The 24,065-nt window shown below is 64.7% G+C and carries 31 protein-coding genes and 2 tRNA genes; 17 read left to right on the top strand and 16 right to left on the bottom strand.

The window, feature by feature from the left end; genetic code table 11:
- Positions 1-227: 227 nt before the first annotated feature.
- Together ACJ8FR_RS05925 and ACJ8FR_RS05920 are read left to right on the top strand one after the other, a co-directional pair.
- Positions 228-470 (top strand): DUF6582 domain-containing protein, encoded by a 243-nt coding sequence (locus ACJ8FR_RS05925; RefSeq protein ID WP_407827698.1) that lies wholly within the window; start codon positions 228-230, stop codon positions 468-470.
- 69 nt (positions 471-539) lie between these two features.
- Positions 540-734, top strand: a complete 195-nt coding sequence (locus ACJ8FR_RS05920; protein WP_407827697.1) for a DUF1059 domain-containing protein — start codon at positions 540-542, stop codon at positions 732-734.
- A 32-nt stretch (positions 735-766) separates the two neighbouring features.
- On the opposite strand, the gene ACJ8FR_RS05915 is transcribed toward ACJ8FR_RS05920, so the two are convergent.
- On the bottom strand, positions 767-1,345 hold the full coding sequence (locus tag ACJ8FR_RS05915) for a TetR/AcrR family transcriptional regulator (protein WP_407827696.1): 579 nt from the start codon (positions 1,343-1,345) through the stop codon (positions 767-769).
- A 138-nt stretch (positions 1,346-1,483) separates the two neighbouring features.
- On the opposite strand from ACJ8FR_RS05915, the gene ACJ8FR_RS05910 reads away from it, so the two are divergent.
- Entirely contained in the window at positions 1,484-2,476 is a 993-nt protein-coding gene (locus ACJ8FR_RS05910; RefSeq protein ID WP_407827695.1) for an SDR family NAD(P)-dependent oxidoreductase, read from the top strand.
- 161 nt (positions 2,477-2,637) lie between these two features.
- Positions 2,638-3,444, top strand: a complete 807-nt coding sequence (locus ACJ8FR_RS05905; protein WP_407827694.1) for an alpha/beta fold hydrolase — start codon at positions 2,638-2,640, stop codon at positions 3,442-3,444.
- Here ACJ8FR_RS05905 and ACJ8FR_RS05900 read toward each other — a convergent pair.
- The 3 genes from ACJ8FR_RS05900 to ACJ8FR_RS05890 are packed head-to-tail and all read right to left on the bottom strand — an operon-like array spanning position 3,441 to position 7,011.
- Positions 3,441-4,730, bottom strand: a complete 1,290-nt coding sequence (locus ACJ8FR_RS05900; RefSeq protein WP_407827693.1) for a dihydrolipoamide acetyltransferase family protein — start codon at positions 4,728-4,730, stop codon at positions 3,441-3,443. The genes ACJ8FR_RS05905 and ACJ8FR_RS05900 overlap by 4 nt on opposite strands.
- Positions 4,730-5,743 carry an alpha-ketoacid dehydrogenase subunit beta gene (locus ACJ8FR_RS05895; RefSeq protein WP_407827692.1) on the bottom strand — a complete coding sequence of 338 codons (1,014 nt, stop codon included), beginning with the start codon at positions 5,741-5,743 and terminating at the stop codon, positions 4,730-4,732. The genes ACJ8FR_RS05900 and ACJ8FR_RS05895 overlap by 1 nt, the downstream gene beginning before the upstream one ends.
- Positions 5,743-7,011, bottom strand: a complete 1,269-nt coding sequence (locus ACJ8FR_RS05890; protein ID WP_407827691.1) for a 3-methyl-2-oxobutanoate dehydrogenase (2-methylpropanoyl-transferring) subunit alpha — start codon at positions 7,009-7,011, stop codon at positions 5,743-5,745. The genes ACJ8FR_RS05895 and ACJ8FR_RS05890 overlap by 1 nt, the downstream gene beginning before the upstream one ends.
- A gap of 128 nt (positions 7,012-7,139) precedes the next feature.
- Between ACJ8FR_RS05890 and ACJ8FR_RS05885 the strand changes: the two genes are divergently transcribed.
- Complete coding sequence (locus ACJ8FR_RS05885; protein WP_407827690.1) at positions 7,140-7,430, top strand: DUF3297 family protein; 291 nt, start codon at positions 7,140-7,142, stop codon at positions 7,428-7,430.
- Here the strand turns inward: ACJ8FR_RS05885 and ACJ8FR_RS05880 are convergent.
- Positions 7,391-7,618 (bottom strand): hypothetical protein, encoded by a 228-nt coding sequence (locus tag ACJ8FR_RS05880; RefSeq protein WP_407827689.1) that lies wholly within the window; start codon positions 7,616-7,618, stop codon positions 7,391-7,393. The genes ACJ8FR_RS05885 and ACJ8FR_RS05880 overlap by 40 nt on opposite strands.
- A gap of 219 nt (positions 7,619-7,837) precedes the next feature.
- Here ACJ8FR_RS05880 and ACJ8FR_RS05875 point away from each other — a divergent pair, with 219 nt between their 5' ends.
- From ACJ8FR_RS05875 to ACJ8FR_RS05860, 4 genes are read left to right on the top strand one after another with little or no spacing between them, the layout of a single operon-like run.
- Complete coding sequence (locus ACJ8FR_RS05875; protein ID WP_407827688.1) at positions 7,838-7,990, top strand: hypothetical protein; 153 nt, start codon at positions 7,838-7,840, stop codon at positions 7,988-7,990.
- Positions 7,983-8,765, top strand: coding sequence for a PspA/IM30 family protein (locus tag ACJ8FR_RS05870; protein WP_407827687.1), 783 nt, complete (start codon positions 7,983-7,985; stop codon positions 8,763-8,765). Before ACJ8FR_RS05875 ends, ACJ8FR_RS05870 begins: the two co-directional genes overlap by 8 nt.
- A gap of 17 nt (positions 8,766-8,782) precedes the next feature.
- Entirely contained in the window at positions 8,783-9,184 is a 402-nt protein-coding gene (locus ACJ8FR_RS05865) for a PspC domain-containing protein (RefSeq protein WP_407827686.1), read from the top strand.
- Positions 9,184-9,414, top strand: a complete 231-nt coding sequence (locus ACJ8FR_RS05860; RefSeq protein ID WP_407827685.1) for a hypothetical protein — start codon at positions 9,184-9,186, stop codon at positions 9,412-9,414. The genes ACJ8FR_RS05865 and ACJ8FR_RS05860 overlap by 1 nt, the downstream gene beginning before the upstream one ends.
- Before the next feature lie 70 nt (positions 9,415-9,484).
- Here ACJ8FR_RS05860 and ACJ8FR_RS05855 read toward each other — a convergent pair whose 3' ends face one another.
- A complete protein-coding gene (locus ACJ8FR_RS05855; RefSeq protein WP_407827684.1) occupies positions 9,485-11,716 on the bottom strand; it encodes a TonB-dependent receptor in 2,232 nt (743 codons plus the stop codon).
- Between the two features lie 161 nt (positions 11,717-11,877).
- On the opposite strand from ACJ8FR_RS05855, the gene ACJ8FR_RS05850 reads away from it, so the two are divergent.
- The 3 genes from ACJ8FR_RS05850 to xth all read left to right on the top strand — a co-directional run bounded on the left by ACJ8FR_RS05850 (position 11,878) and on the right by xth (position 15,056).
- Positions 11,878-12,771: a cation diffusion facilitator family transporter gene (locus ACJ8FR_RS05850; protein ID WP_407827683.1), complete on the top strand. Its 894-nt coding sequence runs from the start codon at positions 11,878-11,880 to the stop codon at positions 12,769-12,771.
- Positions 12,768-13,958, top strand: a complete 1,191-nt coding sequence (locus ACJ8FR_RS05845) for a threonine synthase (protein WP_407827682.1) — start codon at positions 12,768-12,770, stop codon at positions 13,956-13,958. The genes ACJ8FR_RS05850 and ACJ8FR_RS05845 overlap by 4 nt, the downstream gene beginning before the upstream one ends.
- A gap of 306 nt (positions 13,959-14,264) precedes the next feature.
- Positions 14,265-15,056, top strand: a complete 792-nt coding sequence (gene xth, locus ACJ8FR_RS05840; protein WP_407827681.1) for an exodeoxyribonuclease III — start codon at positions 14,265-14,267, stop codon at positions 15,054-15,056.
- Here the strand turns inward: xth and ACJ8FR_RS05835 are convergent.
- The 6 genes from ACJ8FR_RS05835 to ACJ8FR_RS05810 form a co-directional block, all read right to left on the bottom strand.
- On the bottom strand, positions 15,053-15,391 hold the full coding sequence (locus ACJ8FR_RS05835) for a hypothetical protein (RefSeq protein ID WP_407827680.1): 339 nt from the start codon (positions 15,389-15,391) through the stop codon (positions 15,053-15,055). The genes xth and ACJ8FR_RS05835 overlap by 4 nt on opposite strands.
- Positions 15,392-15,488: 97 nt before the next feature.
- Positions 15,489-15,564: transfer RNA gene (locus tag ACJ8FR_RS05830), tRNA-Thr, on the bottom strand.
- Between the two features lie 17 nt (positions 15,565-15,581).
- Positions 15,582-16,433 carry a hypothetical protein gene (locus ACJ8FR_RS05825; protein ID WP_407827679.1) on the bottom strand — a complete coding sequence of 284 codons (852 nt, stop codon included), beginning with the start codon at positions 16,431-16,433 and terminating at the stop codon, positions 15,582-15,584.
- On the bottom strand, positions 16,430-16,774 hold the full coding sequence (locus tag ACJ8FR_RS05820) for a hypothetical protein (protein WP_407827678.1): 345 nt from the start codon (positions 16,772-16,774) through the stop codon (positions 16,430-16,432). The genes ACJ8FR_RS05825 and ACJ8FR_RS05820 overlap by 4 nt, the downstream gene beginning before the upstream one ends.
- Complete coding sequence (locus ACJ8FR_RS05815; protein WP_407827677.1) at positions 16,774-18,069, bottom strand: mechanosensitive ion channel; 1,296 nt, start codon at positions 18,067-18,069, stop codon at positions 16,774-16,776. The genes ACJ8FR_RS05820 and ACJ8FR_RS05815 overlap by 1 nt, the downstream gene beginning before the upstream one ends.
- 24 nt (positions 18,070-18,093) lie before the next feature.
- Positions 18,094-19,434: a replication-associated recombination protein A gene (locus ACJ8FR_RS05810; protein ID WP_407827676.1), complete on the bottom strand. Its 1,341-nt coding sequence runs from the start codon at positions 19,432-19,434 to the stop codon at positions 18,094-18,096.
- A gap of 94 nt (positions 19,435-19,528) precedes the next feature.
- Between ACJ8FR_RS05810 and ACJ8FR_RS05805 the strand changes: the two genes are divergently transcribed.
- Complete coding sequence (locus ACJ8FR_RS05805) at positions 19,529-20,164, top strand: PadR family transcriptional regulator (RefSeq protein ID WP_407827675.1); 636 nt, start codon at positions 19,529-19,531, stop codon at positions 20,162-20,164.
- Here ACJ8FR_RS05805 and ACJ8FR_RS05800 read toward each other — a convergent pair.
- Positions 20,157-21,335 carry a glycosyltransferase family 4 protein gene (locus ACJ8FR_RS05800; RefSeq protein ID WP_407827674.1) on the bottom strand — a complete coding sequence of 393 codons (1,179 nt, stop codon included), beginning with the start codon at positions 21,333-21,335 and terminating at the stop codon, positions 20,157-20,159. The genes ACJ8FR_RS05805 and ACJ8FR_RS05800 overlap by 8 nt on opposite strands.
- A gap of 25 nt (positions 21,336-21,360) precedes the next feature.
- Here ACJ8FR_RS05800 and ACJ8FR_RS05795 point away from each other — a divergent pair, with 25 nt between their 5' ends.
- The 3 genes from ACJ8FR_RS05795 (at position 21,361) to ACJ8FR_RS05785 (ending at position 22,335) form a co-directional block, all read left to right on the top strand.
- Complete coding sequence (locus ACJ8FR_RS05795; protein WP_407827673.1) at positions 21,361-21,867, top strand: DNA-deoxyinosine glycosylase; 507 nt, start codon at positions 21,361-21,363, stop codon at positions 21,865-21,867.
- Between the two features lie 24 nt (positions 21,868-21,891).
- A complete protein-coding gene (locus ACJ8FR_RS05790; protein WP_407827672.1) occupies positions 21,892-22,200 on the top strand; it encodes a hypothetical protein in 309 nt (102 codons plus the stop codon).
- A gap of 59 nt (positions 22,201-22,259) precedes the next feature.
- Positions 22,260-22,335: transfer RNA gene (locus ACJ8FR_RS05785), tRNA-Glu, on the top strand.
- 98 nt (positions 22,336-22,433) lie between these two features.
- On the opposite strand, the gene ACJ8FR_RS05780 is transcribed toward ACJ8FR_RS05785, so the two are convergent.
- The 3 genes from ACJ8FR_RS05780 to ACJ8FR_RS05770 all read right to left on the bottom strand — a co-directional run bounded on the left by ACJ8FR_RS05780 (position 22,434) and on the right by ACJ8FR_RS05770 (position 23,626).
- Positions 22,434-22,766: a hypothetical protein gene (locus tag ACJ8FR_RS05780; RefSeq protein ID WP_407827671.1), complete on the bottom strand. Its 333-nt coding sequence runs from the start codon at positions 22,764-22,766 to the stop codon at positions 22,434-22,436.
- Positions 22,767-22,794: 28 nt separating this feature from the next.
- Entirely contained in the window at positions 22,795-23,046 is a 252-nt protein-coding gene (locus ACJ8FR_RS05775) for a hypothetical protein (RefSeq protein ID WP_407827670.1), read from the bottom strand.
- Positions 23,047-23,194: 148 nt separating this feature from the next.
- The gene (locus ACJ8FR_RS05770; RefSeq protein WP_407827669.1) at positions 23,195-23,626 is read right to left on the bottom strand and encodes a hypothetical protein; all 432 of its coding nucleotides are present in this window, start codon (positions 23,624-23,626) and stop codon (positions 23,195-23,197) included.
- Positions 23,627-23,709: 83 nt separating this feature from the next.
- On the opposite strand from ACJ8FR_RS05770, the gene ACJ8FR_RS05765 reads away from it, so the two are divergent.
- Positions 23,710-23,949: a helix-turn-helix domain-containing protein gene (locus tag ACJ8FR_RS05765; RefSeq protein ID WP_407827668.1), complete on the top strand. Its 240-nt coding sequence runs from the start codon at positions 23,710-23,712 to the stop codon at positions 23,947-23,949.
- The last annotated feature ends 116 nt before the right edge of the window (positions 23,950-24,065 follow it).

Here is a 24,065-nt window from a genome sequence, read left to right as displayed (position 1 = left end):
ATGTCATCTGGTGAACGGGCCGCCGCAACCTGGCGCGCCCTATACGGGCCACAATAATAACCGCGTAACCCGATCAGCGACGTGGGCCGGAAATCCCCCTTTCCGCCCAAACGTCGCTCAGAGCCCCGGCACTCCCTCTCCCCCTCCCCAGAGCGCCGGGGCTCATTCACTCTGAATTCGAACGCGACGGCTCCTCAGGCGTTCAATGCCGTAGAAAGGAGCAGTGCATGAGCGAACTCAGCGAAAAGCAGCGCGACCGCCTCGACGAGGACCAGTTCGCGTTTCCCAAGGAGCGCAAGGAGCCGCTGAACAACGCCAGCCATGTCCGCAATGCCATCGCCCGCTTCAATCAGGTCGAAGGCGTCAGCGACGACGAGCGCGACGCGGCCTGGAGCCGGATCAAGCGCGCCGCCAAGAAGCACGGGGTCGAAGTGAGCGAGAAGAGCTGGCACGAGCTGGGCAAGAAGTAGCCCGTCCGTTTCACTTGACCACAGCGCCTCCAGAAGCGCACGAGCCGGGCGCTACCCGAGGAGGCCGATATGGATCGCAAATATATCGATTGCCGCGATTATCCGAGCGAGTCCGGCTGCACCGTTGCAATTTCCGCCGACAGCGAAGACGAGCTCGTAGAAGCCGCGGCGCAGCATGCGGTCCAGGTCCATGGCCATCAGGATGGCCCGGAGCTCCGCGCGATGCTTCGGGATGGCGCGAAAAGCGGCGCGCCTGCCGCCTAGGCAGCGTTATCGGATTATCGAAGCAGGCTTCGTTAGCCGCGTTTCAGGCCGGCAATCAGGACATCGACCATTCGCGCGGCGGCTACGTGCCAGTCCCGCCCCGGGCTCGTCATCGCGACGCCGGTGAGCGCGCGCAGCAGGTCGATCGGGTCGATGTCCCCGCTGGTGATGTCGCCGCTTTCGACCGCCCGATCCATAAGCAGGGTGACGGCCGCGCTTAGCAGCTCACCCGACCCTGCGGTGAGCCGCGAAGTGTCCCCGACCATCGATCTGAAGGCTTCGACCAGGATCAGCTTGGTCGACAAATAATCGACAAACAGCAACAGCCAGGTGCGCAGCGCTTCAAGCGGCGGGTGGGAGGCTGCCAACTCGCGCGCCGCTTCGCCCAGCTTCTGCGCTTCGTTGCGGTAGACTTCGGCGATCAGCGCATCTCGGGTCGGGAAGTGACGATAGAGCGTCCCGATGCCGACGCCCGCCAAGCGCGCGATCTCCTCCAGGCTGACTGACACGCCGCCGTCACTGAACGCCGCGCGCGCCGCTTCGAGCAGACGCACGCGGTTGCGTGCTGCGTCGGCGCGCGGCTTGCGGACAGGGCCCGAATTGGCAGGCAAGGAAAAAGCCTCTTGATAAACGGAGGAACCCTCCGTATTTAAGCGGAGGCGTCCTCCAGTTCTAGTGATTCGCGCATTGGTCCGCAACCCCGGCGGTCGCGAAGAGGACGCTCATGTCCTCCCCAGGAGTTTCAGCAAATGACTGCATTTGGTGCTAAATCCACTACCGACGAAGTGCTCAACGGCGTCGACCTTACCGGCAAGCGCGTGCTTGTCACCGGAGTGTCGGCCGGCCTTGGAGTTGAGACCGCCCGTGCGCTGTCGGCGCACGGTGCCGAGGTCGTCGGCACCGCGCGCGACCTTGCCAAAGCGAAGCGCGCACTTAGCAAAGCCGGCGCTGAGAATATTGAACTGGTCGAAGTCGATTTGGGCGACCTGAAGAGTGTCCGAGCCGGCGCCGACCAGCTGCTCGCCGACGGCCGCAAGTTCGACCTGGTGATCGCCAATGCCGGCGTGATGCGCACGCCCTTCGGCCATACCGCCGACGGATTCGAAACTCAGTTCGGAACCAACCATCTCGGCCATTTCGTGTTGGTCAACCGGATCGCTCCGCTGGTCACCGACGGTGGGCGGCTCGTGAATCTGTCCTCGGCGGGCCACCGCTATTCGGACGTCGACCTCGACGACCCGAACTTCGAGCGCACGCCCTACGACCCGATGGTCGCCTATGGCCGCTCGAAGACGGCCAACATCCTGTTCGCCGTCGAGTTCGACCGCCGCCACAAGGGCCGAGGCGTGCGAGCGACCGCCGTCCATCCCGGCGGGATCAGGACCGAGCTCGCCCGCTACATGAAGCCGGGCGAACTCGACGAGTGGGTGATGAGGATCGACGCCGACCTCGTCAGTCGGGGCGAGCCGCCACTCGAGTTCAAGACAGTACCGCAGGGCGCCGCGACCTCGGTCTGGGCCGGCGTGGTTGCGAACGGCGACGAGGTTGGCGGCCGCTATTGCGCCGACTGCCATGTCGTCACCAATGTGACCGACAGCGAGCTTTCAGTCCTGAGCGACGGGGTACGCCCCTATGCGCTCAATCCGGAGCACGCCGAGGCGCTCTGGGCAAAGAGCGAGGAGATGGTCGGCGAGCGCTTCGACCCTCCGGTGGCGCGCGTCGCGGAAGCAATTGCGGTCTAAGTGCTGAGGAGACGCAGCCGGCCTCAAACTGAGGCCCGCTGGCGTTCCGAGAGCCCCGGCGTTTTCCGCTCCCCTCGCCGGCGCCGGGGCTCCGCCTGAAATTCGACGCATTGCAAATCCGTCATCAGCTGCACAACCGGTGGAAAGTCGGATTTCGCCAAATGCCCTGTTTCCTTCAACAAGGTGAGATCGTCGTGATCGACAGGAGAGCCTTTTCGAGCTTGTTGATCGCCGGTGCAGCTGCGGCGGCCGTTACGCCCGAGCGCTCGTTCGCGACTCCGTTCACGCGACCAAAGGCCCGCAACATCGTCATGGTGCACGGGCTCTTTGCAGATGCCTCGTGCTGGTCGGAAGTGATCTCCAGGCTGCAACCGGCGGGCTTCAACGTGACGTCGGTCCAGAATCCGCTGACGACGCTGCCGGAAGCGGTCGCCGAAGCGACCAAGGTGCTGGATCGTCAGGACGGCCCGACGGTGTTCGTCGGCCATTCCTTTTCCGGCATGATCCTGACCGAAACGGGCATTCATCCGAAGGTTTCGGCCCTCGTCTATGTCGCGGCGCGAGCGCCCGACGCCGGCGAGGATTATGCAGCGCTTGCGGCCAAATATCCGCCGCCGCCGGCATCGGCAGGCATCGTCTATGACGGGGATGAGGGGAGACTCAGCGAAGAAGCATTCCTGAGCGACTTTGCCGGAGACATACCGGCCGCGAAGGCGAGGGTGCTTTACGCCGTGCAGCAGCCGTTCCACAAAGCGCTCCTCACCGCCAAAACCACCCGCGCCGCATGGCGTTCAAGGCCGTGCTATTATGCGGTCTCGACCGAAGACCGGACGATCAACCCGGACCTTGAGCGCTTCATGGCCAATCGGATGGGCGCAAAGACGATCGAGCTGAAGTCAAGCCATCTGTCGCTGATCTCGCATCCCGACGAGATCACGCGGCTGATTGTGGAAGCGGCCGCGGCCTAAGCCGACAAGAGCCGTAGCGGGTTTTCGATGTAGCCTTTCAAGGCCTGCATGAAGTTCGCCGCGTCCCACCCGTCGACCACCCGATGGTCGCAACTGACCGACAAGTTCATCCGCTTGCGGATTTCGATCTCGCCGTCGATCGGCACCAGCTTTTCCTCGACCTTGTTGACGGCGAGAATCGCGACTTCGGGACGGTTGATGACGGGGGTCGAAGTGACCCCGCCCATCGGCCCCAGGCTGGAGATGGTGATGCTCGATCCGCTGAGCTCGTCGCGCGCCGCCTTTCCGCTGCGCGCGGCCTCGGCGAGCCGGAGAATCTCGCTTGCAAGCTGCCAGACGCTCAACGACTGCGCATTGCGGATCACCGGCACCATCAGACCATTGGGGGTTTGGGTCGCGACACCCATGTGCACCGCGCCCGAGCGGGTGATGACGTTGGCGTCGTCGTCGTAGGTGGCGTTGAGCATCGGCCATTCGGCCAGCGCCCGCGCCATGGCGGTGATGAGGAAGGGCAGGAGCGTCAGCTTCGGGTTTGAGCCGCGGTCGGCGTTCATCATCGCCCGCGTCTCCTCGAGCGCGGTGACGTCATATTCCTCGACCAAAGTGAAATGCGGGATTCGGCGCTTCGCCTCCTGCATATTCTCGGCGATCTTGCGCCGCAGGCCGACGACCTTGATCGTCTCGTCAGGCCGGGCCGCGCTGCTGGCGCGGGGCGCCACCGTGCCGCCGTTGTAGAGCAAGTAAGCGTCGAGGTCGGAGTGGCGAACGCGGTCGCCGGCCGTCTTCACCTCGGCGAGGTCGATGCCGAGGTCCCGCGCGCGGGCGCGCAAGGCAGGGGAGGTGAGGACGTGGCCACCGGACGGTTCCTTGCCCGCAACCTCAGGTTCGACGCGCGGCGCCGGGGCCGGCTTCGGCTTCCTCGCTTCGACGTCGGCCGCGACCACCGGGATTTCCTTCGCCTGCTCCGGCGTCGCTTCGACCGCGCCGTCGGCGAGCGGACGTTCGTCCTTGCTGTCGTCGACCGGTTCGGCGGCGCGGTCCGCGCCCTCGGTCTCGATCACCGCGAGCACCGAGCCGATCGGCACCAGGTCGCCGACTTCGCCGGCAAGCTCGATGACCTTGCCCGCGACCGGGCTTTCCATTTCGACCGTCGCCTTGTCGGTCATCATGTCGGCGATCTGCTGATCCTCGGCGATGCTGTCGCCGACCTTCACGTGCCAGGCGACGATCTCCGCCTCGGCGATGCCCTCGCCGATGTCAGGCAGCTTGAATTCGTATCTCGCCATCAGTCGGCCATCACTTTCTCAAGCGCTGTCTTCATCCGCTTCGGGCCAGGAAAATAGGCCCATTCGTAGGCGTGCGGGTAGGGCGTGTCCCATCCTGTGACCCGCTCGACCGGCGCTTCGAGATGATAGAAGCAGCGTTCCTGGACCAGTGCGACGAGCTCGGCGCCGAAGCCGCTGGTGCGCGGCGCTTCATGGACGACGAGGCACCGCCCGGTCTTCTTCACCGAGGCCTCGATCGTATCGAGATCGAGCGGCACAAGCGTGCGAAGATCGATTAGCTCGGCATCGAGCCCCTGCGCTTCGACCGCGGCGAGGGCGACATGGACCATCGTGCCGTAGGCGAGAATGGTGAGGTCGCCGCCTTCGCGGACCACCGCCGCCTTGCCGATGGGAATGGTGTAATGGCCTTCCGGGACCTCGCTCGCCGAGTGCTTGGACCAAGGCTTCACCGGCCGGTCGTGATGGCCGTCGAACGGGCCATTGTAGATGCGCTTGGGCTCGAAGAAGATCACCGGGTCGGGGTCCTCGATCGCCGCGATCAGCAGGCCCTTGGCGTCATAGGGCGTCGAGGGGATGATGACCTTGAGCCCCGAGATGTGGGTGAACAAGGATTCCGGCGACTGGCTGTGGGTCTGGCCGCCGAAGATGCCCCCGCCGTAGGGCGTGCGGATGACCATCGGCATCGTCCACTCGGCCGCGGTGCGGTAGCGGATCTTCGCGACCTCGCTGACGATCTGGTCGTAGCCCGGATAGATATAGTCGGCGAACTGGATCTCGATGACGGGCTTCAACCCATAAGTGGCCATGCCGACGGCGGTGGCGACGATCCCGCCCTCGCTGATCGGCGCGTCGAATACGCGGGTGTTGCCGAACTGCTTCTGCAGGCCCTCGGTGACCCGGAAGACCCCGCCGAAATAGCCGATGTCCTCGCCGAACACGACGACGTCCTCGTCGCGCGCCATCACGACCTTGTGCGCATCGTTGAGCGCCTGGATCATGTTGAAGGTCGGCATCAGCCGCCGCCCTCGCTGAGCGCTTCCTCGCGCTGTTCGCGCAGGTGCCACGGCAGTTCGGCATAGACGTCGTCGAACATCGAACCGATGTCGTCCTTGCCTTGCTCCGGAAGAATTCCGAGCTTCTCGGATTCCTTCTGCGCCGAGCGAACCGCCGCCTCGGCTTCAGCCGCCATCGCGGCGTGGCGTTCGTCATCCCACTCGCCAATCGCCAGCAGATGCGCCTTCAATCGTTCAACCGGGTCGCCGAGAGGCCAGGCCTTCGCCTCGTTGGCCGGGCGGTAGCCGGACGGGTCGTCGGAAGTCGAATGGCCCTCGGAGCGGTAGGTGAAGAATTCGATCAAAGTCGGGCCGCCATTCGAGCGGGCGCGCTCCGCCGCCCATTGGACTGCCGCATAGACGGCAAGCGCGTCATTGCCGTCGACCCGCAGCCCGGCCACGCCGTAGCCCACCGCGCGCTGGGCGAAGGTCGCGCGCTCGGCCCCGGCAATGCCGGCGAAGCTCGAGATCGCCCATTGGTTGTTGACCACGGCGAGCACTACCGGGGCGTTGTAAACCGCGGCGAAGGTCATCGCGCTGTGGAAGTCGCCCTCGGCCGTCGCGCCGTCGCCGACCCAGCCCATGCAGATGCGGCTGTCGCCTTTGATCGCGGCGGCCATTGCCCAGCCCACCGCCTGCGGGAATTGCGTCGCGAGGTTGCCGGAGATGGAGAAGAAACCGTGTGCCTTGTCCGAATACATGATCGGCAGCTGACGGCCTTTGAGCTTGTCGCCGCGGTTGGAGTAGATCTGGTTCATCATCTCCGTCAGCGGATAGCCGCGGGCGATCAGCAGCCCCTGCTGGCGGTAGGTCGGGAAGTGCATGTCGTCGGACAAGAGCGCGGCGGCGGCGGCGACCGCGATCGCCTCTTCCCCGGTGCACTTCATGTAGAAGCTCGTCTTCCCCTGCCGTTGCGCGCGATACATGCGGTCGTCGAAGATGCGGACGGTGACCATGTCGCGGAGCATCTTGCGCAACGTGTCGGGGTCGAGCTTCGGATCCCACGGGCCGACGGCGCGATGGTCCTCGCCGAGCACGCGGACCAGCGCGGTAGTGAGCGGGTGCGTTTCGGCGGCAGCGACGCTGGTGTCGGGCCGAGGCGCGGCGCCCGCCGGGGGGATATCGAGCGACGAGAAATCAGGCGTGTCGCCGGGCCGGAAATGCGGCTCGGGCACGTGCAGCGCGAGCTTCGGCGCGTTGCGGCGCAGTGATGGATCCTTGTCGCTCATACCTCTCCAACGCGCCGCTTAGTCCCGTCTCGCCAGGGCGGCAACAGGCAATGACAAGTGTGCTTTACACGAACTTCTGGAGGCTAGCCGCGTTGACGCTCGAAGCCACCGAAGGGTAGGGCGCGGCCATGGCCGATAAAGCTACCGACACCCCACCCGACCGTCTCTCGCTCGACCCGCGGAGCGAGTTCTACGACGAGACGCTGCTGAGCCGTGGAGTCGGCATCAAGTTCAACGGTCAGGAAAAGACCAACGTCATCGAATATAGCGTGTCGGAAGGCTGGATCCGGATCGCTGCCGGCCGAAGCCGCGACCGCTTCGGCCAGCCGATGACGATCAAGCTCAAGGGGCAGGTCGAGCCCTATTTCGAAGCGCCGGCTCAATCCGCGGGCGAAGACGGGGCCGCCTCCGAAGGATAAGCGGCGTTCGCACGGCGCTTCCTGCGCCACTTCCGAAACGCCCAGCCGCCGAGCGCGAGCGCGGCCAAGGTCGGCACGCTGCGCTTTGCAAGCGAGGCCGCGCCGTAACCAAGGATCGCGCCTTTCGCCCCCTGGCCTTCGCCCGCAATTTTCTCGCCCAGCCACGCGCCCGCAAGCTTGCCCAGCATACAACCTCCTTGTCCGAACCATGCGTTCGACGCGCCGAAGGCAGCGAATGTTCCCAAACTCAAAGCTTGGGATTCCGCGCCAACTCTTGGTTGGGAAAATCCACCGCTCCGGCAATCTCAGTGCGATTCTGCGCAGTTTTCCGGGATTGGCACGCTCCTTGATTAGTAGTCGGCACGAGCCCGCAAACAAATGACAGCGGGCCAAAAAGGAGAATGAGAATGTCGTCGCAGTCGCAATTCACGCGAACCCTGGTTGCCATGGCCGCAGCGCTCGTGATGAGCACGGTCGCCGTCGGCGCAGCGGTCGGCCCGGCGCAGGCGGTTGCCGCCCACCCGGTCAGCAACATGATCTCGGCCAATTTCAATGCCTGACCTCGAGATCCTCGAAGCCAGGGTCCCGGTCCGCACGCCCGTGCTGGTCAAGGAAGCCGAGACCGCCCAGGACAACAGGACTTCCCGGCTCGCGCCGGTCGCCGGCTGGCTGAGCGGTCCCGTGTTCAGCCGCGCCCGCGACATTTTCGCCGCGAACATGACCGAGCTTCTCGACCGGGCTGAAGACCCGGCGCGGATGATCCGAATGATCATCCTCGAGATGGAAGATACTTTGGTCGAGGTTCGCTTTACGGCGGCACGATCGATCGCCGACATCAAGGAGATGCGGCGCACCGTGTCGCGGCTCGACGAGCTTGAGAGCGACTGGACGGCCAAGGCCGAGCTGGCGCTGAGCAAGGGCCGCGACGACCTCGCCAAGGCGGCGCTGCTCGAGCGGCAGAGCGCCGGCGAGATGGCGACAAGCCTGCGCCAAGAGCTCAACCAGATCGAGCAGGTGCTGCGCAGCTACGAAGCCGACATCGCCAAGCTCCAGGGCAAGCTGCGCGAAGCGCGCGCCCGGCAGAACGCGATCGCCGCGCGGTTCGAAAGCGCGATCACGAGGGCGAAAGCGCGCGAGATCATGCACGGCAGCCGTACCGCCGACGCATTTGCCAAGTTCGACCTGCTCGAGCGCCGCGCGGACTTCGCCGAAGGCCGCTGCGAAGCGCTGGGGATCACGAGCCTCGAAGACGAAATCGACCAGCTGAAAGCCGCCGAGAAGATCGACGCCGAGCTGGAAGCGATGAAAGCCGCGCTGAAGTCGCGCGCGAACTAAGGAAGGGGAAAATGACGATGGCGCGGAAAGTTTATCCTTACTCGCTCGACCGCAAGGACGCGAAGGTCGCCGGCGTCGCTTCAACGGTCGGCGCGATGATCGGGGTCGACCCGACCTTCATCCGCATCGGTTTCGTCGCCGCGGCGATCTTCATCAGCTTCAAGCTGACCCTGATCGCTTACGCCGCGATCGGCATCTATCTTGCGGTGCAGAAGAAGAGGTCGATCGTCGGCAAGAGCCGAATGAGCGATTTCGACCGAATGGAGCTCGCCGCGGCCAAGCGACCCACGGTCCATGCGATGGTCCACGACCTCGAGGAGACCGACCGCCGGCTGATGGCGATCGACCACCACATCAACACTCAGAACGAAGAGCTGGCGCGCGAGATCGAGGCGCTCCGGCACGAGGAGGAGAAGTGATGGATCTGCTGACGATCGGACTGCTCTCGGCCAGCGTGATCGTCGGGCTGGCCGGGGCGAGCCTGACAGCCCTCAAGGGGTGGAACGGCTGGCTCGAGCTCAAGAAGATGGAGCTGACGCAGTCGCTTGGCGACCGCGGCCTTCCTCCCGCCACCGGCCGGATCGAGATCGCCGACCTTCGCGAGCGGGTCCGCAAGCTCGAGGCGATCGCCGCCGGGATCGACATCTAATCCCGCGCGTCCTCCCCAGACGCGCTGCAGAGCGGCCCGGCGATCCCTTCCCGCCGGGCCGTTTTTTCGTTCAGCCGAACTTCTTGCTGATGCCGACGAAGAAGCCGCGCCTCTGGCCCCATTGCGGAGCGCCGACGCCGACGCCGGTTCCGCTGCGGATCTGATATTTGTTGTCGAACAGGTTCAGAACGTCGGCGCGGATCGAAACCCCTTTGAGCGCTCCAGGCCCATCGAAGTTTTGCGAGATGCCGGCGTTGAACACCCAGTAGCTGGGCAGCGCCCCGCCGTTCGGGACGATTCCGTTCGGGTCGTCCGTACGGAGGCCCGAGGCGTAGATGAAGTCCATGGTCGGCACGAGCGAGCCGAGACCGTTCTTAAGCGTGTAGCTGCCGCCGCCCGATGCGGTCCATTTCTGCGAGTGGTCGGTGAAGATGTAATGGTTCTGGATGAAGGCGAGCTCGTCGGGCGCGAAGAAATATTGCGCCGAGATGATGTCCTTGCCCTTCTCCTGGCCGCGCGCGACATTGGCATAAAGATCGATCGGCCCGTGGGTGTAATTGCCGCTGAGCTCGACGCCCCACGCATAGCCCTTCGCATAATTGAACGGCGACAGGACGACAGCGGAACCGAACTGGCCCTCGTCGAGGAGGTTCTTCTTGCGCTTGTAGTAGGCGTCGACCGCGAGCTTGAGGCCGCCGTTGAAGCGCTGCTCGACCCCGGCATCGAAATAATGCTCGCGCTCCGCCTTGACCGGATCGGCGGTCTGGATCTCCGATTCCTTGGTCGTGCCGTTGAACAGCGCCACGTCTCTTGTCGAAATCAGCTCCTGCGGAGGCGGGGTGAAGTTTCGCGCATAGCCGAGGTGGAACGTGGTGAGCGGCGTTGCGCGCCACACCAGATTGGCCCGCGGGCTCAGCTGCGATTCGTGCGTGAATGCGTGGACCACGTCGAACCGCGCGCCATAGTTGAGCGTCAGCGTCGGCGTCAGCTTCCACTCGTCCTGCACATAAACGCCATAGAGCTGGCCGGTCTTGCTGCTCTTATCCGTAATAGTGAACGGCACGTCACTGATCGGATCACCGACCGTGCATTCATCCTCCGACGCGTCCGCCTCCGTGCAGGTCGGAAGGACGGTTGAAACAACGTTCGACTTGGTGTGCTCGTTCTGGAAGAACACCCCGAAGCGCAATGTATGGTTGCTGCCGAGCGTTTGACTGGCATCGGCCTGCACGCCTGCCGCCAACCCCGAAAGCTTGGCTGCATCGGCAAAGCCGTTGAAGATCACGTCGCCATGGTTCGGATCGGGCGTGAAGCGGGTCTCGGTATAGCGAACGAACGGCGCGACCTGCGCGTTGAACGTGTTGCCGGCGTATTGGTAGGCGAGAACCCCGTAGTGGGTGATCTCTTTCTGGTTCTGGTCGAGCTTGGTCGAATCGAAATCGGAAACGCCGTTGACGGTGAATGCCGGTGTTTCGCCCGTGACATTCGGAATCTGGAACTTGCCGATGAAGCTCCCTCCGAAGAGCGAGATGCGGCTGCTCTCGGACAAGATGTCGGAGACATAGGCAAACGGACGGAACTGGGTCGTCCGGTCGTGAATGGCGTGCGTTGTCGGCTCGGGATTCTCGATTCCGAGATTGTTGCGAAGGTAGCTTGCCGAACCGAAATAGCTGAAATTGCCGCTCGAGCCCTGGATCATTGCACTCGGCTCGATCCAGCCGAAGCTCCCGCCGTAAACGCCAACCTCTCCGCCATTGCCGAGAAGGCCCGACTGAGTGCGGAAATTGATCACGCCCGAAGTTCGGTAGCCATATTGCGCGGGCAAGGTTCCGGTGATGAGCTGGATCGAACTGGCGATCCGCGGATCGAACGTCGTTCCGAAGCCGCTGATGCTTTCGGGGACGATGACCCCGTTCAGGCGGTACTGGAGGTTGGCGTGCTCGTTGCGGACGTGGATGACGCCGTAGCTGTCCTGGACGACACCCGGTGCCTGAAGCAGCGACTTGTTGAGCGTGAGGTTCGTGCCGCCCGGCTGTTTTTCCAGCGCCTCCTTGTCGAAGGTGTACTGGCTTGCACCGAGCGATGGCGTGATCGAATCGCGCGCGACGTCGAGGCGGCGACCGGTGATGACGATGTTGCTCGCCGGGGCTGGCGGCGGGTTTGGCGAAGACTGCTGGACCGTCGCCCTCTTGGCAGAATCAGGGACCGTCGACGTCGCCGGCTGGCCGGCCGCTTGGGCGAGGGCCGGCATCGCAGGAAGGGCCGCGGCGGCCGCGGAGACAAGAAGGATCGAGCGGTTCATTTGAGCCCCGTGCTTGGAAGAAGTCGGCCGGTGCTAGGGTAAATGATATATTGTCGCAAGAGAATGATATAATATCACAACAACATGTTCCGCGAACTGTTGCATTTTTTCGACAGGCGGTGATTTGAGTCCCTTGCCGCGACTGGGCTAGGGCGCGCTCCATGTCGGGCCATTCCCCTCATTGCCACGGCCACGAGCGAGACGATTTCACCGGCGCCTTTGCGTTGGGAATCGCGCTCAACGTCGCGATCGTCCTGATCGAACTGGTCTACGGCTTCCTCGCCAATTCAATGGCCCTCGTCGCCGACGGCGGCCACAACCTGTCCGACGTGCTCGGCCTCGTGGTCGGATGGGCCGGAGCAGTCATGGCGAAGCGATCTCCGTCGCCGCGCTTCACCTATGGGCTCAAGAAAGCCTCGATCCTCGCGGCGCTGATCAACGGCCTTTTCTTGCTCGTCGCGGTCGGAGCCATCGCCGCGGAAGCCATCGACCGACTGCTTCGCCCGTCGGTGGCCGACGCACGTACCGTGATCTGGGTCGCCGCGCTGGCGATCGTCGTCAACCTGACGACCGCGCTCCTTTTCGCCCGCGGGCGCGAGCGCGACATCAATGTGCGAGCCGCGTTCCAGCACATGGCGGCCGACGCCGCCGTGTCCGCCGCCGTCGTGTTCGCCGGCTTCGTGATCCTGTGGACCGGCCAGCAGTGGGTCGATCCGGTGATGAGCCTCGCGGTCGCCGGAGTGATCCTGTGGGGCAGCATCGGGCTGATGCGAGAATCGGTCGGGATGTCGCTGATGGGCGTGCCGAGCGGCATCGAACTCGACCATGTGCGCGAAGCGTTGAGCTCACTCGCAGGGGTCGAAGGCGTCCACGATCTTCACGTCTGGCCGCTGAGCACCACGGAGATCGCGCTCACTGCGCACCTCGTCTTCCCTGCCGGGCCGATCGACGAGCTGCTGCAAAGCGCGCGGGCAACGCTTCATGACCGGTTCGGGATCGAGCATTGCACGCTGCAGGTTGAACGGACCCACCTGGAAGACACCCCCTGCCGATGAACGTCACCCATCTCGAATGCTCGCTGACCGGCGAACGCTACGAAGCCGGACAAATCCACAACCTCAGCCGCGCCGGCAAACCGCTGCTGGTTCGCTACGATCTCGAAGCCGCGGCACGAACCCTGACCCGCGACAGCCTTGCCGCGCGCGAGCCGGGCATGTGGAAATGGCGTGAGCTGCTGCCGTTGCCCGAAGGCACGGAGCCGGTCAGCCTGGGCGAGCGCGAGACGCCGATCGTCCCGCTGACCCGCACCGGCGGGCCAAACCTTCTGGTCAAGGACGAGGGGCGGCTGCCGACCGGCTCGTTCAAGGCGCGCGGGCTGGCGATGGCGGTGACCATGGCGAAGCAGTTCGGGATCGAGCGGATCGCGATGCCGACCAACGGCAATGCCGGCGCTGCGCTCGCGGCCTACGGCGCGCGCGCGGGCATGGAGACCGTGGTGATCTGCCCGGCCGAGACGCCGGAGATCAATATTACCGAGACCGCGACCTATGGCGCGCGAGTCTATGTCGCCGACGGACAGATCGACGAATGCGGCGCGCTGGTCGGCAAGGGCACGGCGCAAGGCCTGTGGTTCGATTGCTCGACCCTGAAGGAGCCCTACCGCCTCGAAGGCAAGAAAGTGATGGGGTTCGAGCTTGCCGAGCAGCTCGGCTGGGAGCTGCCCGATGCGATCTTCTATCCGACCGGCGGCGGCACCGGCCTGATCGGCATGTGGAAGGCGTTCGACGAGCTCGATGCGGTCGGCCTGATTGGCTCGAAGCGGCCGCGGATGTACGCGGTGCAGGCCGAGGGCTGCGCGCCGATGGTCCGTGCGTTCGAAAAGGGCGAGGAGTTCGCCGAGCGGTGGGAGAATCCCGCGACCGTCGCCACGGGGATTCGGGTGCCCAAGGCGGTCGGCGATTTCCTCATCCTGCGCGCCGTGCGCGACAGTGGCGGCGCAGCGCTCGCGGTGTCCGAGCAGGCGATTCTGAAGGGGGTTGACGATGTCGCACGCGACGATGGATTCCTGCTCTGCCCGGAAGGCGGTGCAGTGGTCGCGGCTTGGCGGCAAGCGCTGGAACGCGGCCTGGTTGGGAAGGATGAGCGCGCGCTGCTGTTCAATTGCGCGAACGGCAACAAGTACCCGCTGGCGGACGGATCGAAGAGGCTGAAGCTGGCGGAAGCGAGAGCGGAGGATCTCTAAGCGTCATTGCGAGCGGAGCGAAGCAATCCAGCGTCCAAGTGGATTGCCGCGTCGCCCGCGGCTCCTCGCAATGACGAGGCCCATAAACGAGTAAACCCCGGCAACCGAAGTTGCCGGGGTTCCATGCTTCTTCCCTCTTTCGAGTTCAGAAGCACAAGACAACAATACACGGGCAGCACGGTTGTTCCAGCGGAATCGTACCGCCCCAAAAGCAAAACTGTGGGTGAATCGGTGGATAAACCTGTGCGACTCGCGGCCGACTCGGCGCGGTGAACGGAATCGCGCTGCAAAATGTTGTTCGAGGTCATGGCCAGCAAGCGGCGCCTTCGAATCGCGAGCTACAATATCAACGGTATCAACAGCCGGCTGCATGTGCTCACGCGCTGGCTCGAGGAGTTCAAGCCCGACATCGTGGGCCTGCAGGAACTCAAATGCACAAACGAGGCCTTCCCGCATGAGGCGCTCGCCGCTCGCGGCTACAGCGCGATCTGGCATGGCCAGCGGAGCTGGAACGGGGTCGCGATCCTGTCGCGGGTCGGCGAGCCGGTCGAGACGCGCCGTGCGCTACCCGGCGACCCGAACCTCGAGCAGAGCCGCTACATCGAGGCCGCCGTATGCGGGATCCTCATCGGCAACATGTACGCGCCGAACGGCAATCCCAAGCCGGGGCCCAAGTTCGACTACAAGCTCGCCTGGCTCGACGCACTCCTCGCGCATGCACGGGACCTTCTCGGCACCAAGGTGCCCGCGCTGCTGATCGGCGACTTCAACGTCATCCCGACGCCACAAGACGTGTACAAACCCGAGCGCTGGGCCAAGGATGCTTTGTTCGCGCCCGAAGCACGCGAGAAATACCGCGAGGTGGTGGCGCTGGGCTGGACGGACGCGATCCGCCGCCTTCACCCGGACGAGCGCGTCTACACCTTCTGGCATTACTGGCGGAATTCGTTCGACCGCGATGCAGGCATCCGCATCGACCATGCGCTGCTGAGCCCGAGCCTCGCGAAGACGCTAAAGGCGGCCGGCGTCGATCGCACACCGCGCGCGTGGGAGAAGACCAGCGACCACGCGCCGATATGGGTGGAGATCGAAGCCTAGCCGTTGCCGTTGAGGAGCAACTCGGGCGGCGGGCCGGCTACCGACTTGACCGCTGCGACGGGGCAGCGCTCGCCGCGCGCGATAACCGTCGACGTTTGGTCAAGCTGGCCGCTTGAGCCCATCTCGATCCGCAGCCGCCGGACGTCCGGCAAGGCATTGCATGAGCCCGCCATGCGCGCTTCGTACCAATTCCCGGCGGACTGGACGTAGAGCAGCGCGTCGGTGCCGATAAAGCGATCCACCGGGAGCAGGCGCGGCGCCGCCGGTTGGGCGGCTGCGGCCGGAGGTGTGGCCATGCAGGCGAAAAGCGCGGTTGCGCAAAGCATGATTTTCACGATCGAAGACTCCTGTGCACGCTCCGCCGCGGGACGGGACGAATAGGCGCTTCGCTCCAACCGTGACCCGGCCAAGCGATGAAGAGTTTGTAACGGTTGGTGCCGGATGCAGGATTCGAACCCGCGACCTTCGGTTTACAAAACCGCTGCTCTACCAACTGAGCTAATCCGGCCCGGCCACGCCTCTGCTTTATAGCACGCCGAAGGTCCACCCTTCCGCTTGCGCGATGTGCGGCGTGAGGCCGTCGGGGTCAAAGGCGCGCGGCTCGGTGGTTGCGAGCTGCCGCATCCCCGCCGCCGTGACGAGCGCGTCAGTTTGATGGTCATTGGGCTCGAAGCGCAGGCGCGCCGGGCGACTGCCGAGGCCGACGAGGGCCCGGTTGAGATCGGCTCGGCTCCTGAGCTTTTTCCCTGAAAGGCCCGCGCGACGCAGGTAGATGCGCGTGTAAATTTCGACCACCGCACTCCCGTGCTCGGGAAGCGGGTCCATCGGCCAGATTGCAACCTTGCCGTCGAGCCGGTGCAGGAAGCGCATGCCCGAGAAGCTCGCCTTGGCGACCTGCGCGGCGCCGATCGCGTCATAGGCGCTCGCCGTCTTACGACCGCCCTGCGCATTGAGCCGCGCGTCGCACTGGCGGAAGCGGACGTACTCGGCCTTCACGCCGTCGGCGATCCCGAAATAGAAATGGGGCCGGTGCGCGATTTCAAGGAAGCTCGCGGCGCCAAGGTCCTCGTCGAACGCGCGTGACTCGACATAAGCCCAGAATTCGCGCGCCGTCGTCGGGACGCCTTGCTCACCGGGAAGATACTCGCCGCGTTCGATCAGCGGCGGGGCGAAACTGAAGTCGAAGCCGAACAACGTCGGCTCCTCCGCTGATTGCTTGAGCAGCCAGCGGAGGACCTCCTCGCGCGACCAGATGTGGCCGGGGCGGATTAGCCGCGGCGCAGCGTCCCCGCGCGCTTCGGCGACGGCGATTCCTTTGTGCTTCCGGCCCTTCGCCCCCGACCAGTCGATCGCGACGTAGGCCGAGAATTGCCTCACTTGCGTTTGCGGGGCTTGGCCCTGGGCTTCGCGGCCACCCAGTCGCGAGAGCGGGCGATCACGTCGCGGACGCGTTCCTCGTCGCGGCTGTCGTAGCGGATCAGCACGCCTTCCCAGCCGACGTAATGGGGCGACTGCCAGAACGTGTTCGGATCGGTTTCCTTGAGGATCTCGATCGTGTCATGGTCGATCGCGACCGCGAACGAGGTATCTGCCTCATGGCCGGGGAAGATGAAGGCACGCGCGTTCGATGCGACCTTCACCGCCGGCTTGCCGTAGCTGGTTCCGCGCTCGGTGTCGGGCAGCGTCAGCGCGAACGCGACCGCTTCATCCCAATTCATCAGACCAGCGGCGGTTGCTCGTCCCCGGCGGGCGTCTGGCGGATGCGCCGCGGCGGGGCAGGGCGCGACGGCGGCCCGGCGTCGGACCAGCGCTCGAGGATCCGCGCCGCCGCGTCTCGCCCGCCGAGCCCGAAGGCGAGCGCCGTGGCGACCGCCCCCGCGCCGAGGATGAGCCCGAACGCCATCATCACGATCTGATCGGCGAGGCCCATGAAGGTCAGGCCGATGGCGGTGAATAGCGCGATGATCGCGTAGCGGATGACGGTCTGAGCAAACCCGCCTTCGCCGGTCCCGCTGCCGACCAGATTGGCAATGATCCGGGAGAGCAGGATTCCGACGACGATGATCAACGTGCCGAAGATCACCTTGCCGCCGAGCGCGGTCACCTGGGCGAGGAAGATCGCGATCTGGTCGCCGCCAAGTTGCCGTGCCGCCTCGATCGACGCCGCGAGGATGATCGCGATCATCGCGACGTTGGCGACGATGCGAGACGGAAAGGCGGTTGCCGGAAGCACGCCGGTGGAGCGGATCGCGTCGTCGAAGCCGGTCGGCGGCAGGATCGCCTCGATGATGGTGCGGAGGAATCGCGCGGCGACGAATGCGATGCCGATCCACAGCGCGGCGGCAAGCACGCGTGGAATCGCGGCGAGAATCTGGTTGAGCATGGCGATTGCGGGGCCGGAGATCGCTTCGATCCCGAGCACCTGCAGCGCCGCGATCGCGACCGGGATGATGATCAGCGCATAGACCAGCACGCCCGCGGCGCGGGCGAGGCTGGCGCGGGTTGCGCCTGGCGCTGCGCCGGGCGGCACCGCGGCCGGATCGGTCCGCGTCGTTCCTTCGGTTGAGCCGATGCCGACTCGCGCGAGCAGCCCATCGACGTTGGCCGCAACCAGCACGGTCTCAACCAGCCGTTTGGCGATCCGCGCCAGGATCAGCCCGACGAAGAAGATCAGCCCTGCGCCAATCAGGCGCGGCAGAAAAGCGAAGATCTCGGTGACCAGCTCGTTGATCGGCGCGAGGATCTGCGCGAAGCCGAGAAATTGCAGCGCGGCCATGATTCCGACCAGCCAGATGATCAGCTTGGCGATCGTCCCGAGCTGGTGCCCGACGGTCTCGTCCGGTGCACCGGTCATGTGCTTGCGGAGCGGGGGCAGGCGATCGATCGCCTTCTGGAGTATCCACTTCACCGCGCGGGCGACGACCCAGGTCGCAACGAGGATCAGGATCGCGATCAGGACCTTGGGTCCCCAGTTCATCAGCTGGGCCTGCCAATAGGCGCTCGTGTCGTACATGATCGCTCCCTCCAGATGCGCAGCTTAACCCGCGCCGCTATCGCTTTGTTGCAGGTCTTTTCGCCGTTGTGCCCAATAGTCCATCCGTTCCCGAACGCGCGCTTCAAATCCGCGGTCGGTGGGCTCGTAGAAACTCTGCGCGTCCATCTCTTCCGGCCAATAATCCTGGCCGGAAAATCCCTCGTCGGCGTCATGGTCGTAGGCATAGCCTTTGCCGTAGCCGACGTTCTTCATCAGCTTGGTCGGAGCGTTGAGGATGTGCATCGGCGGCATCAGCGACCCGGTCTCCTGCGCCGAGCGCCAGGCGCTCTTCTGCGCGCTATAGGCCGCGTTCGATTTAGGCGCGGTCGCAAGATAGAGGCAGGCCTGGACGATCCCCAGCTCGCCTTCGGGCGAGCCGAGGAAGTCGTACATCTCCTTCGCAGCGAGGCACTGAAGCAGGGCATTGGGATCGGCCATGCCGATATCCTCGACCGCGGCGCGCGTGAGGCGGCGGAGCAGGTACAGCGGCTCCTCTCCGGCGACGAGCATCCGCGCGAGATAATAAAGCGCCGCCTGAGGGTCCGAACCGCGGATCGTCTTATGGAGCGCGGAGATGAGGTTGTAATGCCCCTCCCGGTCCTTGTCGTAGACCGGCACGCGGCGGTGCAGCAGCTCGCTGAGCTCGGCCGGGCCGAGCGGTTGCTCGAGCTCGATCGAGAATAGAGTTTCGGCCTGGTTGAGGAGAAAGCGGCCGTCGCCGTCGGCGCTGGCGATGAGCGCTTCGCGGGCTTCGGACGTAACCGGCAGGGGCCGGTTCTCCAGCGCTTCGGCGCGGCGCACCAGCTCCTCGAGCGCATCATGATCGAGGCGGCGCAGGATCAACACCTGGCAGCGCGAGAGCAAGGCGGCATTGATCTCGAAGCTGGGGTTCTCGGTGGTCGCCCCTACGAGGGTCACCGTCCCGTCCTCGACGTAGGGCAGGAAGCCGTCCTGCTGCGAGCGGTTGAACCGGTGCACCTCGTCCACGAACAACAACGTCTGCTGGCCGGCGCGCGCGGCGGTGCGCGCTTCGGCGAAAATCTTCTTAAGGTCGGCGACGCCGGAGAACACGGCCGAGATCGCGACGAAGCGTAGGCCGACCGCGTCGGCGAGCAGGCGGGCTATGCTCGTTTTCCCGGTGCCCGGCGGTCCCCACAGGATCATCGAGGCCAGGCGGCCGGCGGCAACCATCCGCCCGATCGCGCCGTCGGGGCCGGTCAGATGCTTCTGCCCGACGACCTCGTCGAGCGCACGCGGGCGCAGCCGGTCGGCGAGCGGCGCATTGACCGCCGGCGGCTCGGCCGTCGCCGTCTGAAGCTCCTCGTTTGTAAAGAGATCGGACATCGCCCGCCATTGTAAGGCGGGCAGAAAAAATTGCACCTCCGCGCTTGCCGGCGATGCATCTAAGATATATCTGAGACACATCGAAAGGAATGTAATGCGACACAGACATCATGGTTGCGGCCCGCGCGGCCGAATCGAAATCGATATCCCCGAGGGATTGCTCGCGATGCGCGGCGGTCGCGGCTGGCAGGGGAATTGGGGCCCGTTCCACTTCGACTTCGGCGACGGTCCCGGCGGCTGGGGCGAGCGTCCGCGTGGCCGCCGCCGCTCACAGCTCAGCGCAGACGATTTGCGCCTGCTCATCCTGTTCCTGATCGCCGAAAAGCCGCGTCACGGCTACGACGTGATCAAGGCCATCGAGACGCTCAGCGACGGCGCCTATGCGCCGAGCCCGGGGGTCGTCTATCCGACACTGACCATGCTTCTGGATCTCGGTCATATTGAAGAGGTCCCCGAAGAGGGTTCGCGCAAGACCTATAAGGCCACCGCCGATGGCCGCGCCTGGCTGGAGGAGCAGGGCCAGCAGATGACTGGTGTGCTCGAGCGGCTCGACGGCATGGGCGAGGGTCGCAAGAGGGGCAGCGAAAGCCCGCCTCTCGGCCGCGCGATCGGCAACCTCATGACCGCGCTGCGCAATCGCGTCGCCAATGAGGGGTGGGACGAGAGCCTCGTGCACGAGATTACCGCCATTCTCGACGACGCCGCGCAGCGGATCGAACGCGTCAAGTAGCCGAGTGATCGATCATCCGCGACAGGCGGCCGCGCTTGACGATCGCGTGCTTGTAGGCGCGGATCACGGCCGAGTTGATCGTATCCCAGTCCATCGTCTCGGCGACCGCCAAGCCTGCCTCGCCGTGACGCCGGCGAAGCTTTGGGTCACGGGCGTAAAGGGCCAGCGCCTCGGCGAACTCGTCGGCGTCGGTGCCGTCGACCAGCATGCCCGTTACTCCGTGCCGCACGAGGTTGGTCGCACCGGTTGATTCGGCGGCGATTACAGGCAGGCGGCAAGCCATCGCCTCCAACGTCACATTGCCGAACGCCTCGGTGACCGACGGATTGAGAAACAAGTCGGCGCTCGCCAGCGCGCGGGCAAGCTCATCACCGGTAAGCTGGCCGGTGAAGATGGCTTCGGGCACCTGCTGCTCGAACCACGGCCGCGCCGGACCTTCGCCGATCACCAGCACGCGGTGCTTGAGCCCGAACGTCGCGAACGCGTGGATCGCGTCGGCGAAGACGTCGAGGCCCTTCTCCATCACGATCCGTCCGAGGAAGGCGATGACCATCTCGTCGTCCGCTATTCCGAGCGCGCGCCGCCACGCCATGTCCCGGCGCTCGGGATTGAACTGGTCGCGGTCGATGCCTCGGGCCCAGATCGTGATGTCGCGATTCATCCGTTGGGCCCGCAGGATCGCCGCGGTCGATTCGGCCGGCGCCAGCACGATCTGGCAGCGATGGTAGAGCCGGCGCATGATGTCGCGCGCCAATGGCTCGAGTGCCTGGAGACGATAATAAGCGAGATAGGTGTCGAAGCGGGTGTGGACCGAGGCGACCGCCGCAACCCGGTTGCGCCGCGCCCAAGTCACCGCACGGTGCCCGACGATGTCCGGGCTGGAGATATGGACGATGTTGGGATTGAAATCGGCAAGATCACGGCGGACACGCGGCGGCAGCCGGATCGGCAACCGGTATTCGGTCCGGCCCGGGACGGGAATCGCCGGAACGTCGACGAGATCGCCCGTGGGCGGAAAGGCGGGGTTCTCGACCGTCGGCGAGTAGACCCGAACATGCACGCCCTGGCGCAGCAAATAGCCGACAAGCCGGTTCAGCGCCTGGTTGGCGCCGTCCCGGACGTAGTTGTAATTGCCCGAGAACAGGGCAACGCGAAGGTCGGTCGATTGCACCCGGCAGGGCTGTAGGGGTTAATTGGTGAGCGTCAAAGCCGGTTTGCCGCCGATCGCCCGGCGTGACGCGCGGCTGTTCGTGCTCGGCAGCCTGCCAGGCGACGCATCGCTCGCCGCGCGGCGCTATTATGCGCATCCGACCAACCAGTTCTGGCGGCTGCTCGGGTTCGCGATCGGGGAGGAGCTTCATGCCCTCGATTATGACCAGCGCCTCGCCCGGCTGGGGGAGCGGCGCGTCGGGCTGTGGGACGTGATTGCCTCGGCCAGCCGCCAGGGCAGCCTCGACCAGGCGATCCGCGCCGCCGAGCATAACCGGATCGACCATCTGCTCCACGATTTCCCCGAGCTGTGCGCGGTCGCGTTCAACGGTTCGACGGCGTCGACCGTCGGCCGCAAGCTGATTGGCGAGCCGCCCCCGCGCATCGCCCTCATCGACCTGCCCTCGTCGAGCGCGGCCAATACCCGGCCTTTCGCTGAAAAAGCTGCCCGATGGTCGGCGCTGAGGGAATTTCTCGAACCCGAGGAGCTTTGACTTGCGCGGCGCGTACTTGCCGCCATGATCAGCACGATGATTCCCGCCGACGAAGACGTAACCGACACCGACAAGAGGCTGTCGATGGTCGACGAGGCGCTGGTCGCGGGCACCATCGCCAATACCAACGGCCTGCTGGTGATCCTCGCCAAGCTCGTCGCCAAGGGCGTGTTCGACCGCGCCGACCTGCAGAGCTTCTCCGACAGTTATTCCAAGCCGCTCGACCATGGCGGAATGCGCGAGAACGAGCTGGTCAGCCAGATGCAGGACCAGATGGAATCGACCCTTGCCGAGCTGATGCGCTATCTCAGCGAGCGCGAAGCCGACGACTGAGCGCGCGTGATTGACTAGGCCGCGCCAAGTCCACATATGGCCCGCCTTCACGCCGCATCGGCCCCTTCGTCTAGCGGTCCAGGACGTCGCCCTCTCACGGCGAAAACACGGGTTCGAGTCCCGTAGGGGTCACCAGCAATTTCAATAACTTAGCGGCTGTGTGGCGCAAAATATCAAATATCTGTCGAATAAGTGGCTCCGGACAGCAGCGGACGGCGGCAGCTTTTGACGGGCTAGGCCGCCTTCTGACCGAGAGCGTCATCGAGCGAGTCTTTCAGGTCGCCGAGCGCATCCCACGAAAGAACGGCTCCGCCTCGCTGTTCGGACAGCTGCAACAGCATGCCGTAGCGTATCCTGCCGAACTTCAGCGCCAGCACGATCGTGTTCAACTCAGCTGCTGTTAGCTGGACATCGACGGTGCCTACCTGTTCCGATGGATGCAAGCCGGCTCGCCCATGGGTGATCGTGACACCGGGCGGCGGCGCTGGGTCAGGCCATTCTTCGACGGTTACTCGGCGGCCACCTAGCCCAAACCAGCGCCGTTTCCCGATCGTCACGCTTTCCATCACACACCCTCTCGCCGCCCCGCCGAAATCACCGCAGGAGCATCATTGCCCATTCTTCCAGGACTTCGCCAGCGATCGCCTCGGCTGTCTCGCTGTCCTCCTCGAACTGCTCCGGCAAAATGGGCTCGACAGGATAGCCGGCCATTTCGCGGAGAGTCGTGCTGTATTCCGCCAGCGTCTGTCCTGCCGTCGATAGGTCGCCCGTGAGGACCAGACCTTCCTGCATCGCCAGATCGCGCAGGAGCGCCTTCGCGTCCTCCGGCTCAAGGTCATCGATCATTGCCTGTATGCGACCGGCCAGCATCATCCGATACTGATGCGGCCTCACGGGCATTGCGGGTCGCTGCCGGACTACGACCGATCCGATGGCCCTCTGACTGCAAGGTGGCGTGTAGACCAGCACGACTGCGGCTCTCGACTCCATGCGATCAGTTGTCTGGCCATTCCAGCGTGACGACCGTTAGACGCTGGGAACTGTTGCTGTCCTTACGCCATGCCAGCTTGAAGCCAGCCTCGACCAGGTAGTTTTCGATGAGTGCCGTCTCGGCTGAATATGCTTCACGCTTCCCTAGCGCCTTGGCGAAATTGACTGCGCACGCAACGGTGGCAAGGCCGAGGATCGCCGCCAACCCAGTCTGTCGTAGAAGGTAAAGCGCTACTGCGATCACGGCGCTGATGACGCCGAGCGCTGCCGATTTGGTCATCGCCCCCTCGGCCCTGATCGCTTCGTATCGTTGCCCGCTGAGGCTCGAATTGATCGCGCTCAGGAGCCGGTTGAACGGGACGAGACGCCGTTCCTCGCGCAGCTGCTGGAACCAAGGATCATCCCTGTTCACTCGAATGTCCGCATCGATACGCACGGCACGCTTCCTCACACACGCTTTACAACAATTCGTTGTATCAAGGTCCGTCCTCGATGCCAGCCCCTCACTGGGGCGATGGCATGGCCAAGGGACTTCATGACGAACGCTATCGGCGGCTGATGGAGCGGCTGGTAGCCAGACGAAAGGAACTGGGACTTACCCAGCAGGCTGTCGCGGACATGGTCGGCATGCATCAGCAGAATGTGAGCCGCTTCGAAACTGGCGAGCGACGACTGGACGTAGTCGAATTTCTGGATGTGGCCCACGCGCTTGGGTTGACCGCCACCACGCTGCTCCAGGATGTGCGTCCACTAAGCTGAGTTTTCCTTTTTCACCACAAAGCGCGCGAACCCCCAAGATCAGGAGAAATTAGGTCTTTCACGACGAGCAAAGTGAGTCCGTCAGATCATTGCCGTTGGCGGTTTTCGGGCAATTC

It is taken from the genome of Sphingomonas sp. (genome assembly GCF_045810705.1).
In the GTDB taxonomy this organism is placed as follows: Bacteria; Pseudomonadota; Alphaproteobacteria; order Sphingomonadales; family Sphingomonadaceae; genus Sphingomicrobium.
The sequence above is the reverse complement of the archived record's forward strand: the minus strand, read 5'-3'. Positions and strand labels throughout refer to the sequence as shown.